The organism is Rhizomicrobium sp., assembly GCA_037200385.1.
GTDB lineage: Bacteria > Pseudomonadota > Alphaproteobacteria > Micropepsales > Micropepsaceae > Rhizomicrobium.
Genome location: JBBCGL010000001.1, coordinates 564,546 through 580,767, shown reverse-complemented (window position 1 = coordinate 580,767; position 16,222 = coordinate 564,546). Strand labels below are relative to the sequence as shown.

Here is a 16,222-nt window from a genome sequence, read left to right as displayed (position 1 = left end):
GTTCTTTCTATTCTCCAGCCTCGATCAGCGTGGGTTCTGCGAGGGCTTCGTTTGCAAGGTTCTCTTTGATCACCAACAGCGCGTCGATCAACGACTCGCGTGTTTTCTCGTCGAGGCCGGCGGTGATGCGCTGGTTCATGAACTCGCGCGTGGCGGCGATGGTTTCAAGGATCGGCTTTGCCGCAGGCAGCAGGTGAAGGCGGCGGATGCGGCGGTCCGACGGATCGTTGCGGCGCTCGACGAGCCCCCGCGTTTCGAGACGGTCCACCAGGCGCGCGACGGTGATCGGCTCCACCTCGCAGATCGTCGCGAGCTCGTTCTGCGACATCCCGGGCTGGCGATCGAGACGCGACAGGATCACCCACTGCGCCCGGGTCATCGCGTGGCTGGCGCGCGCCTTCTGGTCGAATCGCGTCCGCAGGGTGCGGGCGACATCGTGCAGGACGATCAGCAGGTCGCGGTCGAAGGATTCCGTCATCAGGCTCAAGGCTCAATTCCTTAGTTCTGATAACATAAGGCGCGTTATATTATCATGCAAGACCTTAAGCTGGCTTCTTAATCGGCTTGCGTGCCATCCAGCGTGCTGGGCCAGAGCCCTGCGCAACGTCGCCGCTGGGCGCTCTGTAGCCTTTCCGGCCGCTTTTTGTGGCTTGGCGGTCTTGTGACAGCCTGGCCGCCGAAGCGGGCTGGCCTGGCTCCTCTGCCCTTGCGACCCCCGGTCGCGGTCTCGTGCAGCCGTCCAGCAGGTCATGCGGCGCCGCCGCTGGTCTCCGGCAGGCCAAAAGCAACAGGGGCGGACTTGCGTCCGCCCCTGGCGCAAACATCGAATCCGGTCTCTTAGAAGCCGGAACCCTGGACCTGCTTCCAGCTGGCCTCGATCGCCTGGACGGCGTTCTGCGGGAGCGGGACATAGTCGAGGCCCAGCGCCGCTTCGTCGCCATTCGCGTAGGCCCATTTGAAGAACTTCAGCGTCTCGGCCGTCGCGGCCGGGTCGACCGGCTGCTTGTAGACGAGGATGTAGGTCGTCGCCGTGATCGGCCACGACGCATCGCCGCCTTGGTCGACCAGGATGATGTAGAAGCCGTTGTTCGCGGCGCCTGCCCAGTCGGCGTTCGCGGCAGCGGCCTTGAACGCATCGACGGTCGGCGAGACCGTCTTGCCCGACTTGTTGATCATGCGGATCGCGTTGAGGTGGTTCTGCTTGGCATAGGCGTATTCGACATAGCCGATGGCGCCCGCCGCCTGGGCGACGTTGCCGGCCACGCCTTCATTGCCCTTCGCGCCGATGCCGACCGGCCAGTCGACCGAAGTCGCGGCGCCGACATTGGACTTCCAGTCGCCGCTGACGCGCGACAGGAAGGTCGTGAAGATGAACGAGGTGCCCGAGGCGTCCGAACGATGGACGACCGCGATCGCCTGGTCCGGCAGATTGGCGCCGGGGTTCAGCCGCTTGATCGCCGGATCGCTCCAGCGCGCGATCTTGCCGGCATAGATGTCGGCAAGGGTCTTGCCGTCCAGCACGAGCTGGCCGTTGCCCACGCCGCGCACGTTGATCACCGGCACGACGCCGCCGATCACGGTCGGGAACTGGGTCAGGCCGGCCTGGTCGAGCTGCGCCTTCGACAGCGGCGCGTCGGTCGCGCCGAACGTCACCGTCTTGGCCTTGATCTGCGCGATGCCGCCGCCCGAACCGATGGACTGATAGTTCAGGCCCGTGCCGCTCACGCCCTTATAGAGCGACGCCCATTTGGCATAGATCGGATAGGGGAAGGTCGCGCCCGCGCCGGAGATGCTTCCGGCCGCGACCGCCGCGGTCGCCGCGAGGGCGAGCCCCGCAACGGCGCCCGTGATGAGTCTAGAGATTTTCATGTGATCCTCTTTCGGTCTGGGAGAGGCTTTCTGGGCCTCTCCCGGTTTTGCCCCAAACGGTCTTAGTTGGCGAACTGCAGGCGGACGCCGACGATGTTCAGATCCTGGTCGTCGCGATGCAGATTGCCGAGAATGCCCTTGTTCACCTTGACGATATTGTCGTCGATCATCACGCGGACGTTGCGGTTCAGGTACCAGTTCAGCGCGACGGCAACGACCCGTTCGTCGCCGCCGGCGACACCCGCATGCGTGCCGGACGTGACGGCGGTGTTCCAGTTCAGGTCGGTGTCGCTATAGCGGACCGCGAGTTCCCAGGCGCCCCACGAGTCGCCCGAGAACGAGAAGGGCCGCGACGCCACCGGGGCCTGGAAGCCGCCGGTCTCGTTGTTGAGCGCCGAGGTGGTGAACGACTTGGTCTCGCCGGTCAGGATCCACGAACCTTCGACATACCAGCCGCTGAAGGTCGGATGGTCCTTCACGACGTTGCTGCCGGCCGCCGTCAGGCGATCCAGGGTGAACTGCGTGTATTCGCCGCCGAGGAAGAAGTTCTCCCAGTTGGCGCCGAAATCGAGGGCCCACATGTCCGCCGTCTTGGCGTTGATGCCGCCCGTGCTGATCAGGCGGGTGCCGTCGACGCGAATCTCGGGACGATCCTGGAGATTGATCGTCTGCGAGCCGCCATTGGGGTTGTTGACGCCCGCGGTGCTCGTGTCGCCGGAATAGAACACATGCGCGCCGCTCGCGCCGATGACGACGTTGGACAGACCGTCCGTCCAGAGGCGCTGCGTGACGCGCCCGAGGAGCTGGCTCTTTTCGTCCGACGGCTGGTCGGTGGTGACGGCGCCGTGGTTGGCGGTCGAGCCCGTCTTGTCGCCGGTGAAGGCGATCGTGCCGGTCAGGTTGTCGCCGGCCCACAGCGCATCGCTGCGCGCCCAGCCGACTTCGATACCGCGGCGCGAGTCGCCGGCGCCGAAGGAGTCGGCGGCGATGTTGTCGATCTCGGGACGCTCGAGGAAGATCAGCGAGGCCGAGGACGTCGTGCCTTCGAACATGAAGGACGGCTCGATCACGCCCACATTGACGTGGGTGTTCGCGATGCCCGTGTAGGAGATGACCGCCTTGTTGAGCAGCGGATCGCCCTCACCCGCGGTCGGAACGCCACCGGCACCGGCGCTGCCGCCGTTCGTGCCGCCGGCATTGAGGCGCAGTTCGTAGGCGAAGTCGTTATAGGCCTTGCCCTCGATGCCGATATAAGCGCGGCGCATCACGGCGCCGGTCGACAGATCGCGCGGACCGGCGAAGCCGGCCGGATGCGTCGAGTCCTGCGAGAAGCCGGCGAAGTCGGCCTGGAAGCGGGCGCGGATCGCCATCGTGAAGCGGCCGTCGCCCGACTTGATCTGCGGGCGGCCATTGTCGAACGACCACGTCACGTCGTTGAAATTCTGCTCGAGCGTCGAGAGGCGGGTATGGTCCGCGCTGCGATGCTCTTCGGCGGCGGCGAGCTCGGCTTCGAGCGCGTCGATGCGCGCCGCGAGTTCGGCATTGCTCGGACCCGAAGAGGCCGACGCGGGCGCCGACGCATCACCATAGGACGGAGTGGATTTGGCGAGGCCGGCATCCGCAGATGCGACCAAGGCGACGACCGCAACACCGGCCATCAACAACGACTTCCCCTTCATAGAGACCCTCTCTCAAATTGGTTTGGAGAGGAACGTCAAAATACGCCGCGCCCTCTGCCCGGCGCGGTCTTCGCAGCGCCGCGCGACGGCGCAGTGACGGTTTTGTGAAGCTAAGATGACAGCCGCTTTTCCCAGCAAAGAGCGTCATTTTTGCATCCCACACGCTTTCAAAACCCTGGTTTTCGGGCGGGGAAACGCGGGCGGCGCGGAGATGGAAAACAGTGACGGCGGCGCCGCTCGGCACCGCGTTTCCGCTCAAGTTGCTGCTGGCAGTACCGCCATGCGCGGGCTTGGGTAAAATGGCCGGCCACGTGCCGATCGCAGCACGGCATTGGCATCGACTCGATCAGTCCTCGAACGGTGTCGCGGCGACCGCCTGTCCGGATGTCAGCCCGCCTGTGCCAGCGCGCCATACTTGCCGCGGAAGAAGACCAGCGGCGCGCCCTCCTCATGGCGCGAGAAATCGACCACCCGTCCGATCAGGATCGCATGATCGCCGGCGTCGTGCACGCTCTCCGCTTCGCATTCGAAGAATGCCAAGGCGTCGGCCAGTGCCGGCGGTCCCAGCTTGGTCGCGCGCAGCGCGATGCCGTCGAGGCTGTGATTGCCCTGCTTGGCAAGCCGCGACGACACCTCCTGATGCGCCGTGCCCAGGATGCTGACGGTGTAGGACTTCGCCTTGCTGAACGCATGATAGCGGTCCGACTTCTTGTCCATGCACCACAGCACCAGCGGCGGATCCAGCGAGACCGAGGTGAAGGAATTGACCGTGATGCCGAGATGATGCTCCGCGCTCACCGCCGTGGTCACGACGGCGACTCCGGTCGGGAAGGAGCCCAGCGCATTGCGGAAAGCCCGGGTATCGAAAGTCATCGCGTTTCACACTCGGTTAAGGCGCCATAAGGCATGGTTCCAGGGCACGTTAGGCGAGGCATGGGGCGGCGAAAAGACCGTCTCACCCGTCCAACGAGGGTAATAAAGCGGGATTCGGGCTATGGCCAGCGACGGCGCGGTCATCATCAAGCGCATCAAGAAGGGCGGTCACGGCGGCCATCACGGCGGCGCGTGGAAGGTCGCCTATGCCGACTTCGTCACCGCGATGATGGCCTTCTTCCTGCTCATGTGGCTGATCAACACCACGACGCCCGAGCAGAAGCGCGGCATCGCCGACTATTTCGCGCCGCAGAGCATCGCCCAGACCGTCTCGGGCGCCGGCGGCGTGATGGGCGGCAAGGTCATGGGCGAGGACAGCTCCAAGGCGGGCGGCGCGGCCTCCGTCTTCCAGAGGAACAGCCCTTCCTCCCCCGCCAACCCGACTCACTCGTCGCAGGCGGGCACCGTCCATGGCGGCGCGGCCAGCGCCAACAGCCAGGGCGCCACCGACAGCGCGGACGGCCATGGCACGGCCTCGTCGCAGGACGGCGATTTCGCCCATGCCGCCGAGGCGATCCATCAGGCGATCCAGGACAACCCCGACATCGCCACGCTTTCCAAGCAGGTCATGATCGACAACACGCCCGAAGGGCTGCGCATCCAGCTCGTCGACCAGGATGGCCGCCCGATGTTCCAGCAGGGCACGTCGGAGCCCATGCCCTATACCAAGCGCCTCCTGGCCGAGATCGGCCGAATCATCGACCGGCTGCCCAACCGGGTCTCGATCAGCGGCCATACCGAAGCGACGACGTTCGAGGGGCCGAGCGGGATGACGAACTGGGAACTCTCTTCGGCACGCGCCAATGCGGCCCGGTCGCTCCTGACCTCCGGCGGCCTGGTCCAGGACCGCATCTACGAGGTCGCCGGCAAGGCCGGGTCCGAACCGCTGCTGCCCGAGGACCCCAACGCCTCCGCCAACCGCCGGCTCAGCATCGTCCTGTTGCGCGAGGCGCCGCCCGTGCCGCCGGGCCATCAACTGTAATGCGAAAGCGGGCTGGCGCCCCGCCCCGGAGTTTTGTCATAGTCCTCCCGTGGGGAGGCCGGACCGAGACGTGACCGATCAGCATAATGCACGCGTTCCACAATTTTTCCTGACGCCCGGCGGGCCCTGCCCTTACCTGCCCGGCCATATCGAGCGCAAAGTGTTCGCCCGGCTGTCCGGCGCCTTAGCCCAGCCCTTGAGCGAGGCCCTTACCCATTCCGGCTTCCGCCGCAGCCAGTCCATCGCGTATCGGCCCGCCTGCGAAGGCTGCTCCGCCTGTGTCTCCGTCCGCATCCTGGTCAACGAATTCGAGCCCTCGCGCAACTTCAAGCGCGTGGAGAGACGCAACGCGGATCTCGTCCGCAGCGAGGTCGTGGCCGAGGCGACGCGGGAGCAGTTCGCCCTGCTCCGCACCTATCTCGACTCGCGGCACGCCGGCGGCGGCATGTCGGACATGGGCCTGTTCGATTATGTCGCGATGGTCGAGGAGACCCCGGTCGATACCCAGATCGTGGAATACCGCCGCCACAGCACGAACGGCACCCCCGGGCCGCTGATCGCCTGCGCGCTGACCGATGTGCTGCGCGACGGCGTCTCGATGGTCTATAGCTTCTTCCATCCCGGCGAGGATGCACGCAGCCTCGGCACCTACATGATCCTCGACCACATCCGCGATGCGCGCAGCCGCGGCTTGCCGCATGTCTATCTCGGCTATTGGGTCGAGGGCAGCGAGAAGATGGCCTACAAGACCCGCTTCAAGCCGATGGAAGCTTTGGGCCGGGACGGCTGGCAAAGGCTTTAGGCCCGGACCGCCGGCGGCGCGACGGAAAAATATCGGCGATATTGTCTTTGACAAACCCAGAGCTAATGCTGGCGCGTGTGCATGTCGTTTAATTGCCGAAAATGAAGTACCTGGCGCTGCCCTGGAATTTGCTTGCCGCGAACGGTTTCGAGAATGTCCTGAACCCAAGTATTGACCGCTTCCTCGTTGGCCCTAGAAACGACTGCGGCCCCCAAGACAAACCATTCGCTCGCCCCCAGCGATGCTTGGGACGCAACCGCTTAAGACCGAGATCGCCTGCCTCGTCTATATATGCTACGTATTCGTAGTCGGGAATTTGAGCTTGCTTGCTCATGGCCAAAGTAAGATCGCCAAAGACTAAGAAAAAGCAGGCGAATATACGCGCTCTGTCTCAAGATTTCGAATCCGTCGCCAGGCGCCTAGGCGCATACGAGGACAAGGCTCGGTTCGAGGGGAAGATCGCGAAGGCGAAGCCCTAAAGGCGCGTGCTGCGACCGAGCGGTAAACACGTTGGGAGGGCACCCTGCAATGACCATTTTCAAGGCTGCCACAGATGGCGATCTGAGCGCATTAAATGCTGCAATAGAGTCGGGCGAAGATGTGAATGCGCGCGCCGACAACGGATCAACTGCGCTCATGTATGCGGCCGGGATGGGAAGGGTAGATTGTGTGAGGGCACTTCTCATCGCAGGGGCAGATGTAAATGCGAGGGACAAGTACGACAGCACGGCGCTGAAATTGGCCCGAACGAGCCCATTCAGGCATAGCGATGACGACATCCGCTATACCGACATCGAATTGCAACTTCTGAAAGCCGGCGCCAAGTGATACCCCTCGGTTTGTCAAAGATAGCCTCGCCAAAATATCTCTGAAATAAAATATCGCCGTCGCGCCGGAGCGCCGCTGCTTATCCCCCGGCCGGCGATGAAATCCCCAGGCGTATCGCGGGCGTGGCGTGCCTCGGTGGGGGATATTCCGTCTACGAACTATTTTTCCGCCACCCCTTGAACCGAGTCGGTCCAAACGCCATTTCATCCATATCCCCACAAAAATGTCCGGCGTTCGCGGACAAGGCGGCGTCCCGCATTCCGTGCGGCGGCGCTTCTGCTATACAGGTCCCAGGAATGGGATGGTCTTCCTGCATGGCGAACACGGCGGATCGGAGCGGCGTGACGTATCGCGGCACCGCCACACGGACATCTGCGGCCGGGACGAGCGTTACGCTCATCCTTGCGATTCTGGCCGCCGCGTTCTGCTCGGGCTCGCTGCTATGCGCCTTCGCGCTCAGGGCCGACCTCCTGCCGCTCGTGCTGGTCGTGCTGGCGGCCGGCTTCTTCTGGCTTTTCCGGCGGGTCGCGGTCGTATCCGATACGGCGCCTCTGGCCGGCTACGAGTGGGCGTTTCTCGGCTACGCCGCACTCATCGCGGTGCTTCGACAGATGCTCTATACGGACGAATATCTGACGGGCCATCTGGTCGACGCCATCACCACCGACGATCCCTGGCACTTCCAGGAAGTCGCAAGCCTCGTGACAACGGCCCATTTCCCGCCGCGGCTGAACTATCAGCCGGACGCTTATTTGCACTATTACTATCTCGCCTGGCTTCCCGCCGCTGCGGCATCCGGCCTGTTGAAGCTGATCGGCCTCGGACCCGCGATCAAGGCGACCTATGCGCTCGATGCCGGTCTGATCGGCATCGCTTTCGCCTTCGCTTTCATCCTGTTTCAGCGGCATGTGCTGCCGCCGCCGGCACGGAAATTTGCGATCATTGCGCTGTTCGTCGCCGGCGCGGTCCCCGACGGCGCCGCGGCGCTCTACGCAGCCTGGAAGCATCATGCACTGGTCGATGTCGAGTGGTGGCAGGGCGCCTTCTGGAGCGGCAATCAGTTCTCTTCCGTCACCAGCCTGTTCCTGTGGGTGCCGCAGCACCTGGCTGCGGTCGTCGCGGTCCTGTTCGCCGTGATGCTCGTCACCGAGCCGCGGACGCTCAAGCCGAAGGACGCTCCCCTGGCCTATCTCGCGGCGGGGCTGCTTCTTGGCTTCGCGCTGTTCTCCTCGCTCTTCGTCGTGCTCGGCGGCTTCGTCGCCCTGTCGCCGCTGCTTCTTCGCGTCTTGCGGGAACGGCCGCGACAACTGCTGCCCGGATTGGCGGTCGCCGCGCTGCTCGCGCTGCCGCTGCTCTATATCTACCGCAACACCGGTTCCGGCGAAGGACCGGCGCTCGGCATCGTTTATCGCTACTGGCGCGACATGCATCATGGCAGCGCTTTTTGGGGCGTCGTCGGAATCGGCGTGGTCGCCTTCGAGATGATCCTGGAGGTGGGCTGGCTACCGCTCTATGCCTACGCCCTGGCAGGGCAGAAATTCCTGAAGTCGCCCCTGGGTGCGGTCGCCGTCGCGTCGACATTGTTTTTGCTGAGCACCGCGGTCGTCTCCTTTCCGGTGTCCCACAACTATGCGATGCGCGGCTCCCTGATCCCGATGATCCTGTTGGTCTACGGCTTTGCATGGGCAGCCTCGGAGAATCCCCGCGGTCTGACGGCGCCGCGCTGGGGCGCGGTTGCGAAGGTCGCATTCGCCGCCGTGATCGGACTGGCCGTTGTGGGGAATCTCAACGTTGCCGTCGTGTATGGAGCCGAAGGGATCCGCGCGCTGCGCCCGTCCGAAACGGCGGCCTGCCAGGAGCAGATCATTGCGCTCAATCGCGGGACCTCGCAGACCGTCGCCTACCCGTCCGCGTGTCGCGCCAAGAACAGCCCTTATGCGATGGAACAGCCATTCGTCAAAGCGCAGCTGGATCTCAAGGACCTCGCGCTCCGCGGCAAGGGCCCCTGACACGAGCCGACTACGCCTTCCGCCACATCTGCAGCTCGTCGTGATCGACACCGTCAACCCGGATGGAGGCCGGCATGCGTCCCACCACCGTGAAACCATGCCGCGCATAAAGCCGGATCGCGCCCAGGTTGGACGAGGTCACGGTGAGCATGACGTGTTCGACATGCTGCTTTGCCGCGTCGAGGGCCGCGCGCATCAAGGCGTCGCCGACACCTTTGCCGCGATACGACGGACACACATAGAAGCCGCCGATGCTGCCGAGGTGACGATGCTTCTTCTGAGCCTCCTGGCTGAAGCTGATGATGCCTGCCAGGCCGCCGCTTCCATCCCAGGCCCCGAAGCCGGCGCCGCCGGGACGGCTTAGCCGCGCGCGCCACCATGCGATCGGCTGCGACGCTTCCTCGTCGTGATCGGTGCCGAAATTCTCCGGATGGTTCCTGAGACCTTCGAGCCGCACGGCGCGAACGGCTTGGGCGTCCTCCGGCGCGAGACGCGCGATCCTCAAACGGCCGTCCCGCCGAAGCGGATCCGCCACTCGGCGATCTGCTCGTCCGTGATCTTGGCGAACAGGACGTCCGTGGGATGGATGGTCTGGCCATGTTCGAGTTGCCGCAGGAACCGCGTCATCGGTTCGTCCGGCCACGGAATGACCGTCGGCGCGGGCTGGATCGCGCCATGAATCGCCCGCGCCGCGTCCGGCATCACCGGCCAGGCCAGGTGTCCGAACAGGTGCACGAGGTTGAGGCCCATCCGGATCCCGGCGGCCGCCTTGGCGCGGTCGGCCTTGAAATGCGTCCAGGGCGCGGCGCGCGTGATGTATTCGTTGGCGACGACCCAGATCGCCCGCAGCTCGCCCAGCGCCTTGCGGAACTCGGTGGCCTCCAGGAATTCCGTGTACTGTGCGATGCGCTTGTCGAGCTCGGCGCACAGCGCCGCCTCGTCCGCGCCGTATTCGCCTTCCGCCGGCACCTTGCCGTCGAAGCGCGCGGCGCAGAACTTCGTCACCCGGTTGACGAAATTGCCCAGGACGTCGTTGAGGTCCTTGTTGATGATGCCGGCGAAATGCTCCCAGGTGAAATTGGTGTCGGAGCTCTCCGGCGCGTTCGCCATCAGGTAGTAGCGCCAGTAATCGGCGGGCAGGATGTCGAGCGCGCCGTCCATGAAGATGCCGCGCTTGCCCGAGGTCGAGAACTTGCCGCCGTCGTAGTTGATGTAGTTGAAGGCCTTGAGCCGGTCGACCCTCTTCCAAGGCTCGCCGGTCCCCAGGATCATCGCGGGAAAGATGATGGTGTGGAACGGCACATTGTCCTTGCCCATGAATTCGACATAGGTCACGTCCTTTGCGGCCTCGCCGTGCCACCAGCCGCGCCAGGCGTCTTCGGTCAGCTGGTTCTTGTCCGCCCATTCCTTGGTCGCGCCGATATATTCGATCGGCGCGTCGAACCAGACGTAGAACACCTTGCCCGCGAGCTGGCCGTCGGCGATGTCGTCCGGCACCGGAAAGCCCCATTCGAGGTCGCGGGTGATTCCGCGATCCTGCAGCCCCTCATCCAGCCATTTGTTGGCGATCGAGGTGGCGAGCACCGGCCAGTCGCTCTTGTGGCTGGCGATCCAGTCGCGCAGCTGTTCGATGAAATCGGTCTGCTTGAGGAACAGGTGCACGCTGTCGCGGATTTCGATGTCCTTTGCGCCGGACACCGCGGAGCGCGGCTCGATCAGGTCGATGGGATCGAGGACCCGGGTGCAATTCTCGCATTGGTCGCCGCGCGCCCGGTCATAGCCGCAATGCGGGCAGGTCCCGATGACATAGCGGTCGGGCAGGAAGCGGCCATCCGTCGCCGAATAGGCCTGCTTGGTCGTGCGCACGTCGAGATGGCCGTTCTTCCACAGCTGGCGCGCGAAGTGCCAGGTCAGCTCGCGGTTCTGGCCGGAGGAGGAACGTCCGAAATGATCCCAGGAAAGGCCGAAGCGGCTCCCGAGATCGGCCTGGACCGCATGCCATTTGTCGCAATAGGCGGCGACCGGGATGCCGTCCTCGGCGGCGGCAAGCTCGATCGGCGCGCCGTGCTCGTCGGTCGCACAGATCGCCAGCGTCTCGTAGCCGCGGGCGCGGCAGAAACGGGCGAACACGTCCGCCGGAAGCATCGAGCCGACGAGATTGCCCAGATGCTTGACGCCGTTGACGCTGGGGATCGCCGAGGTGATGAGGACGCGTTTCATGCTGCGGGACTGCCTGGACAAAGGGCGCGCAGATTAACTTCTGCCGCGAATCCGTCCACCCTTAAGCGCAGCGGGGCCGCTTTGCAAAGCCCCGATTTCGGCGGGAAAGGAGGGCCATTTGCGCAGAAGACCGCCCGGCGGCCACCTGTTCCAGGCGAACTTCCAGTCCAACCTGATCGCCGGTTTGCTGACGGTGACGCCGCTGATCGTCGTCTGGCTGGTGTTCGACTTCTTTCTCACGACCCTGTCGGCCTGGGGCCACCCGCTGGCGGCCGCATTCACCGACTCTTTGGAGGGGCGCGTTCCGGCCCTGCGGCCCTGGCTCGAGAACGAAAACGTGCGGTGGGTCGCCGGCGTGGTCGTGGCCCTGTTGGTGCTCTATTCCATCGGCGCCATCGCCAGCCGCATGATCGGGCAGCGCCTGATCCGCGGGTTCGAGCACATGATCGCGCGCATCCCGCTGGTCGAGACGATCTATTCCGCGGCCAAGAAACTCGTCGACGTCCTTCGCCAGAAGCCGGACGCCAACCTGCAGCGCGTGGTGCTGCTCGACTTCCCCAGTCCCGGATTGAAGGCCATCGGCTTCGTGATGCGGACCTTTCCCGACGCGCGCACGGGAGAGGAATTGGCGGCGGTTTATGTTCCGACCGCCCCCAACCCGACCTCGGGCTATCTGCAGATCGTGCCGCTCGCCAGCGTGACGCCGACGGCGCTGCAGGGCGACGAGGCCATGACCATGATCCTCTCCGGCGGCGCCGTCACGCCGGACCACATCTCGATCGCGCCGCGCTGAGTTCGCGGTATCCGATTCGATCCGCACGCCGGAGCCGCCGTTGCGCCGCAAGCCGGGCCATGGATGGTGCCGGCTACAGGACTCGAACCTGTGACCCCCTGATTACAAATCAGGTGCTCTACCAACTGAGCTAAGCCGGCATCGGCCGATCAAATACCGGGCGTCTTCCGACAAGGCAACCGTGGCGACCGGACCTTGTGGCCAGGCCCGGAGCCTGGCGAGGAATGCATGCACTCGTTCTCAGGATGCAAGTGCCACGGGTCGGCGTTCCGTCAACCGCGCGGGCGGCAGCCAAACCGACACGCAAGTGCCCTCGCCCAGCGTGCTCTCCAGGCTGACGCGACCGCCATGTGCTTCGACGAGGCCGCGCACGATGGGCAGCCCCAGCCCCGCACCCCGCTCGTGGATCGAAACATCGTGTCGCGCCTGGCCGAAACGCTCGAAGACCCGCGCCTGGTCCGCAGCGGCGATGCCGATGCCGCTGTCCCTTACGCTGATCGACAGGCCGCCGGCCGCGACCGCGCACACGGCGATGGTTATCTCCCCGCCGGCGTTGCTGAACTTCACGGCATTGGTCAGGAGATTGAGCAGGATTTGCTTGACGGCCCGGCGATCGGCGTCGAGCGACGGCAAGTCCGGATCGACCCGCCGGGTCAGCCGGAGTTGGCGGTCGCGCAGCCGCAACGCGACCGTCTGCACGCACTCGTCGATCAAGTCCTCGATCTGCAGCGCTTCGAACCGCAGTTCGAGGCGCTCGGCTTCGATACGCGACAGATCCAGAAGATCGTCGACAAGACTGAGCAAATGCCGGCCCGAACGATGGATGAGCTCCGCATATTCGGCGCGGCGGGAAGCGAAGCCCTCCAGCCCAAGCAACTCGGAAAATCCCAATATGGCGTTCAGCGGCGTGCGCAGTTCATGGCTCATGTTCGAGAAGAACTGCGATTTCGCCCGATCGGCCGCAAGCGCCGCGTCCCTGGCTGCGGCCAGCTCGTCACGTGCTTTTCGCAGATCGAGGCGGCCGCTCACCAGCGCATAAGTCGACGGCAATGTAACCAGCGTCGCGACGAGGAAGGTCGTCAGCGGCGTATATCCCTCCGGATCGTTCATGAACACGATGCTGACGAAATAGTCGGCCGTCATCGCGCAAGCGATGCACGCTGCAGCCCAGGCAAGGGTCACGACAAGTTTTTCGCGCAGCATATGCGTCTCTTCGTCGGGAATCCGGCAGCGGATCTCCGATTCAGAGCGACGATAGGGGCAACGTGCTTTCCAGCGCGTTTACGTCCCCAAGCGTCGATATACCGAGCGTTAACGTTTGCCGCGGACGCGCAGCCGTCCCCGGCTCACTTGTCGAGCATGGGCTTTCCCTGATGCGCGATCAGCAGATCGTGCATGTCGTCCGCGTGCTCTTCTTCCACCCGCAGTATATGTTGGAGCATGGTCTTGGTGCCCGGATCGTCGTCTCCAAAATAGCGGATCAGCTCTCGGTAGTGATCGACGGCGATCCGCTCGGCGACCAGGTTCTCTTTGATCATCTCGATGAGATTCGCGCCTTCGACATATTGCGAGGCCGAACGGGAGAGCAGGCCTTCGGGATTGAAGTTGGGCTTTCCGCCGAGCTGATTGATGCGCTCCGCCACGGCCGTCATATGCTCCTGCTCTTCTTTGGCGTGCTCGGCGAATTCCGCCTTCACCGCCTCGCTGGATATCCCCGACGCCGTGATGGCGTGGAACGTATAGCGGAGGACGCAGACAATCTCCGTCGCGAGGACCGCTTGGAGGATTTCAATCGTCTTGTTCACGTCGCCGATGTAGTTGGAGCCGAGCGCGCCGTCCTCGATATGGGCACGCGCCCGTTCGCGCAGGGTCTTCACATCGGTCAAAAAGGGCTTGGCATCGGCCATCATGGGCTCCGGAAAAGGGATCGAACTGGAAATGCTTCGGCTACTCGCGAAGCAAACCCCGAACCGTGCCCAAAGTTCCCGCTCGCCGCCTATTATTTCTTTTTTACCGGCGCGCCCTGTCGGCGTGCCTGCGTCAGAAGGCCAGCGCAATTGGCGTCTTTCTCGAGACCGAGATCGATGAACGGCAGAATCGCCGCCGGCGGGAAGACAAAACCGAGCGCTGCGGCAAGGCTGCCCTGCAGGATCGCGTTTTGCGCTTTCACGCCGATCGCAGGATGAGCAAGATTGCCGCTGACCAGAATCGGCGCGTGCAACCGGCCGATACGGAATTCCTTCGGCTTGCCGACGATCTCCAATCTGAGCGTCTCCGTGTTCAGGTCGATGGCGCCCTTGCCTTCGACCCGTACCGGGTCGGTATCGAACACCAGCCTGCGGGCGTGAAGAACGCCATTGGAGGCGTCGAAGTCGGCGACCGCGCAACGCAGGCCGACATCGCTCTTGTCATTGGACAGCAACAGACCGAGACCGTTGATGAGATCGATGCCGGTCAGCTCGGCAAACGCCTCGCGGAATTTTCCGTGAGGCACGACGAAGACGGCACGGCCCGTGGCCGTCGCCGCCACGTTGCGGACGCTGCTGCCGCTTCCGTGCAACACGGCTCGGGCTTCGAACAGGCCTTCGATCGGCGGAGGCCGCCCGGCGACGAATTCCTCCGCGCGCAGATCCGAGATGCGGGCATCGACGTCGGTCGCAGCGACGGCACGGCTCGCGTCTATCTTCAACTGGCCCGACAGGCGGCCATAGGCGAATTGGAAGGCCAGCGGTTTCAGCAGCAGCACCGCATTCTTCAGCGCGATGTGCGTGCGAACGCCACGCAGTGGGAAATCCCGGCTATGGATGGCCGCAGCACTGTAGTCGACATCGGCATCCATCTGCCGCAGGCGCTCGACGTGAAGCGGGATGTCCGGCAGAAGGCGGCCACTCGCCGCCGCCGCCTGCGACTTGCCGCCAAAAAGCTCGCCGAGATCCTTGAAATCCAGAACCTTCGACGACAATGCTCCCGTGATGAGGGGTTTGGCGCCCGCCGTCTCGACAGACAGGTTTCCGGCCAAATCCGACGTGCCGACCCGGCCTGAGAAATTTTCATAGCGATACAGCGTGCCGTCACGCGTCAAGGTCCCGCGGATTCGATAGGGGGCCGTGTGCGGCATCGCCAAGCCCGTCAGATAGTAGAGATCCGACAGATTTGCACCGGAGAGTATCGTTGCGGCGTGAAATTGACCGAGATGGAAGGGATGGTCGATCGCTCCGTCAACCGTGACATGGGTCGTGCCGAAGCCGATTTCGGCCGTAAACGCGTAAGGCTTGCTTTCGTCGACGTGGATCAGAGGGCCGCCGCGAAGCGCGGCGGTGAAGGTGTTCGCGTTCAGCGTTCCGTCACCGGTCAGTTGAAACGCACTGCCGCCGGCCCCCGCATCCTCCTCGGAGGATACGGTACCCGTGAAGATCAGGTTGCGAACGCGGTCTTCGACGCGGATGCGCCCATCGCGGACCAGAAAGCGTTGGATCGGCGGGAGATTCCAGCCCGTGTTTCCGCCGCCGAAGTCCCAGTTCGTCGTCCCGTCGGCGCGCCGCAAAACGACGATGTTCGGCCGGTCGAAGCGCACCAAGGGCAGGATCGCATCGCCGAACAGCAGCGGAAACAGGCGAAAGCTGAATGCGAGATGCGGGATTTCCGCAGCTTGGGCACCCTGTGCCCAGGCCGGATTGGCAACCTTCACGCCCGAAACCGACACATGCGGTTCGAGGCGGAAGAGATCGACACGCAGATCGCCCGCGATGGACACCGGCCGGCCAAGGCGACTTGAAGCATAACGGGCCAACGGCCCGCGCATCGTATTCCAGTCCAGAAAATAGAGCCAAAGCAAGGCTGCCGCGAGCAGCGCGAGAATGACACCGGCCACCCATTTCAGGATGCGCATCCATGTCCATGCGCCGGCAAATACGCTGGCTTGGATCCATCGACCGGCGGCCTTCACCCCATCGCGCGCGTGGAAGAGCGCGCGTTGCGCACGCGATTCGGGCGTCGGGTGCGGCGGCACCAGGCTCATCGGCAGAATCCTCCAATGGTACAACGCCTCGGCCGCCCTGAAGGTCCGAGAAAGTTTGCAACAACCACCGCGATAAGCGCGTTGTCGCT

General features: G+C 64.3%; 14 protein-coding genes and 1 tRNA gene. 5 read left to right on the top strand and 10 right to left on the bottom strand.

Annotation, left to right across the window (positions count from 1 at the left end):
* Positions 1-7 precede the first annotated feature (7 nt).
* The 4 genes from WDM91_02605 to WDM91_02590 all read right to left on the bottom strand — a co-directional run bounded on the left by WDM91_02605 (position 8) and on the right by WDM91_02590 (position 4,421).
* Positions 8-478 (bottom strand): MarR family transcriptional regulator, encoded by a 471-nt coding sequence (locus tag WDM91_02605; protein ID MEI9993460.1) that lies wholly within the window; start codon positions 476-478, stop codon positions 8-10.
* A 359-nt stretch (positions 479-837) separates the two neighbouring features.
* On the bottom strand, positions 838-1,869 hold the full coding sequence (gene pstS / locus WDM91_02600; protein MEI9993459.1) for a phosphate ABC transporter substrate-binding protein PstS: 1,032 nt from the start codon (positions 1,867-1,869) through the stop codon (positions 838-840).
* Positions 1,870-1,931: 62 nt separating this feature from the next.
* Positions 1,932-3,527, bottom strand: coding sequence for a porin (locus tag WDM91_02595; GenBank protein MEI9993458.1), 1,596 nt, complete (start codon positions 3,525-3,527; stop codon positions 1,932-1,934).
* 408 nt (positions 3,528-3,935) lie between these two features.
* Entirely contained in the window at positions 3,936-4,421 is a 486-nt protein-coding gene (locus WDM91_02590) for a flavin reductase family protein (protein MEI9993457.1), read from the bottom strand.
* 121 nt (positions 4,422-4,542) lie between these two features.
* Between WDM91_02590 and WDM91_02585 the strand changes: the two genes are divergently transcribed.
* From WDM91_02585 to WDM91_02570, 4 genes are all read left to right on the top strand, one after another.
* On the top strand, positions 4,543-5,463 hold the full coding sequence (locus WDM91_02585; protein MEI9993456.1) for a flagellar motor protein MotB: 921 nt from the start codon (positions 4,543-4,545) through the stop codon (positions 5,461-5,463).
* 70 nt (positions 5,464-5,533) lie between these two features.
* Entirely contained in the window at positions 5,534-6,265 is a 732-nt protein-coding gene (locus WDM91_02580; protein ID MEI9993455.1) for an arginyltransferase, read from the top strand.
* 528 nt (positions 6,266-6,793) lie between these two features.
* Positions 6,794-7,093, top strand: coding sequence for an ankyrin repeat domain-containing protein (locus WDM91_02575; GenBank protein MEI9993454.1), 300 nt, complete (start codon positions 6,794-6,796; stop codon positions 7,091-7,093).
* A 314-nt stretch (positions 7,094-7,407) separates the two neighbouring features.
* Entirely contained in the window at positions 7,408-9,102 is a 1,695-nt protein-coding gene (locus tag WDM91_02570; protein ID MEI9993453.1) for a hypothetical protein, read from the top strand.
* A gap of 10 nt (positions 9,103-9,112) precedes the next feature.
* Here the strand turns inward: WDM91_02570 and WDM91_02565 are convergent, their stop codons facing one another.
* The gene (locus tag WDM91_02565; protein MEI9993452.1) at positions 9,113-9,607 is read right to left on the bottom strand and encodes a GNAT family N-acetyltransferase; all 495 of its coding nucleotides are present in this window, start codon (positions 9,605-9,607) and stop codon (positions 9,113-9,115) included.
* Entirely contained in the window at positions 9,604-11,322 is a 1,719-nt protein-coding gene (gene metG, locus WDM91_02560; GenBank protein MEI9993451.1) for a methionine--tRNA ligase, read from the bottom strand. The genes WDM91_02565 and metG overlap by 4 nt, the downstream gene beginning before the upstream one ends.
* A 118-nt stretch (positions 11,323-11,440) precedes the next feature.
* On the opposite strand from metG, the gene WDM91_02555 reads away from it, so the two are divergent.
* Positions 11,441-12,115, top strand: coding sequence for a DUF502 domain-containing protein (locus tag WDM91_02555; protein MEI9993450.1), 675 nt, complete (start codon positions 11,441-11,443; stop codon positions 12,113-12,115).
* A 64-nt stretch (positions 12,116-12,179) separates the two neighbouring features.
* On the opposite strand, the gene WDM91_02550 is transcribed toward WDM91_02555, so the two are convergent.
* From WDM91_02550 to WDM91_02535, 4 genes are all read right to left on the bottom strand, one after another.
* A tRNA-Thr gene (locus WDM91_02550) sits at positions 12,180-12,255 on the bottom strand.
* Positions 12,256-12,355: 100 nt separating this feature from the next.
* Positions 12,356-13,318 carry a HAMP domain-containing sensor histidine kinase gene (locus WDM91_02545; protein MEI9993449.1) on the bottom strand — a complete coding sequence of 321 codons (963 nt, stop codon included), beginning with the start codon at positions 13,316-13,318 and terminating at the stop codon, positions 12,356-12,358.
* Positions 13,319-13,461: 143 nt separating this feature from the next.
* Entirely contained in the window at positions 13,462-14,022 is a 561-nt protein-coding gene (locus WDM91_02540) for a ferritin-like domain-containing protein (GenBank protein ID MEI9993448.1), read from the bottom strand.
* Between the two features lie 92 nt (positions 14,023-14,114).
* Positions 14,115-16,133 (bottom strand): AsmA family protein, encoded by a 2,019-nt coding sequence (locus WDM91_02535; GenBank protein ID MEI9993447.1) that lies wholly within the window; start codon positions 16,131-16,133, stop codon positions 14,115-14,117.
* Positions 16,134-16,222 lie beyond the last annotated feature (89 nt).

Bases quoted from the DNA above. Each gene is read 5' to 3' on its own strand.
- WDM91_02585 (MEI9993456.1), top strand. From the start codon at position 4,543: ATGGCCAGCGACGGCGCGGTCATCATCAAGCGCATCAAGAAGGGCGGT.
- pstS (MEI9993459.1), bottom strand. From the start codon at position 1,869: ATGAAAATCTCTAGACTCATCACGGGCGCCGTTGCGGGGCTCGCCCTC.
- WDM91_02545 (MEI9993449.1), bottom strand. From the start codon at position 13,318: ATGCTGCGCGAAAAACTTGTCGTGACCCTTGCCTGGGCTGCAGCGTGC.
- WDM91_02590 (MEI9993457.1), bottom strand. From the start codon at position 4,421: ATGACTTTCGATACCCGGGCTTTCCGCAATGCGCTGGGCTCCTTCCCG.
- WDM91_02540 (MEI9993448.1), bottom strand. From the start codon at position 14,022: ATGGCCGATGCCAAGCCCTTTTTGACCGATGTGAAGACCCTGCGCGAA.
- WDM91_02595 (MEI9993458.1), bottom strand. From the start codon at position 3,527: ATGGCCGGTGTTGCGGTCGTCGCCTTGGTCGCATCTGCGGATGCCGGC.
- WDM91_02570 (MEI9993453.1), top strand. From the start codon at position 7,408: ATGGCGAACACGGCGGATCGGAGCGGCGTGACGTATCGCGGCACCGCC.
- WDM91_02535 (MEI9993447.1), bottom strand. From the start codon at position 16,133: ATGAGCCTGGTGCCGCCGCACCCGACGCCCGAATCGCGTGCGCAACGC.
- WDM91_02605 (MEI9993460.1), bottom strand. From the start codon at position 478: ATGACGGAATCCTTCGACCGCGACCTGCTGATCGTCCTGCACGATGTC.
- metG (MEI9993451.1), bottom strand. From the start codon at position 11,322: ATGAAACGCGTCCTCATCACCTCGGCGATCCCCAGCGTCAACGGCGTC.
- WDM91_02575 (MEI9993454.1), top strand. From the start codon at position 6,794: ATGACCATTTTCAAGGCTGCCACAGATGGCGATCTGAGCGCATTAAAT.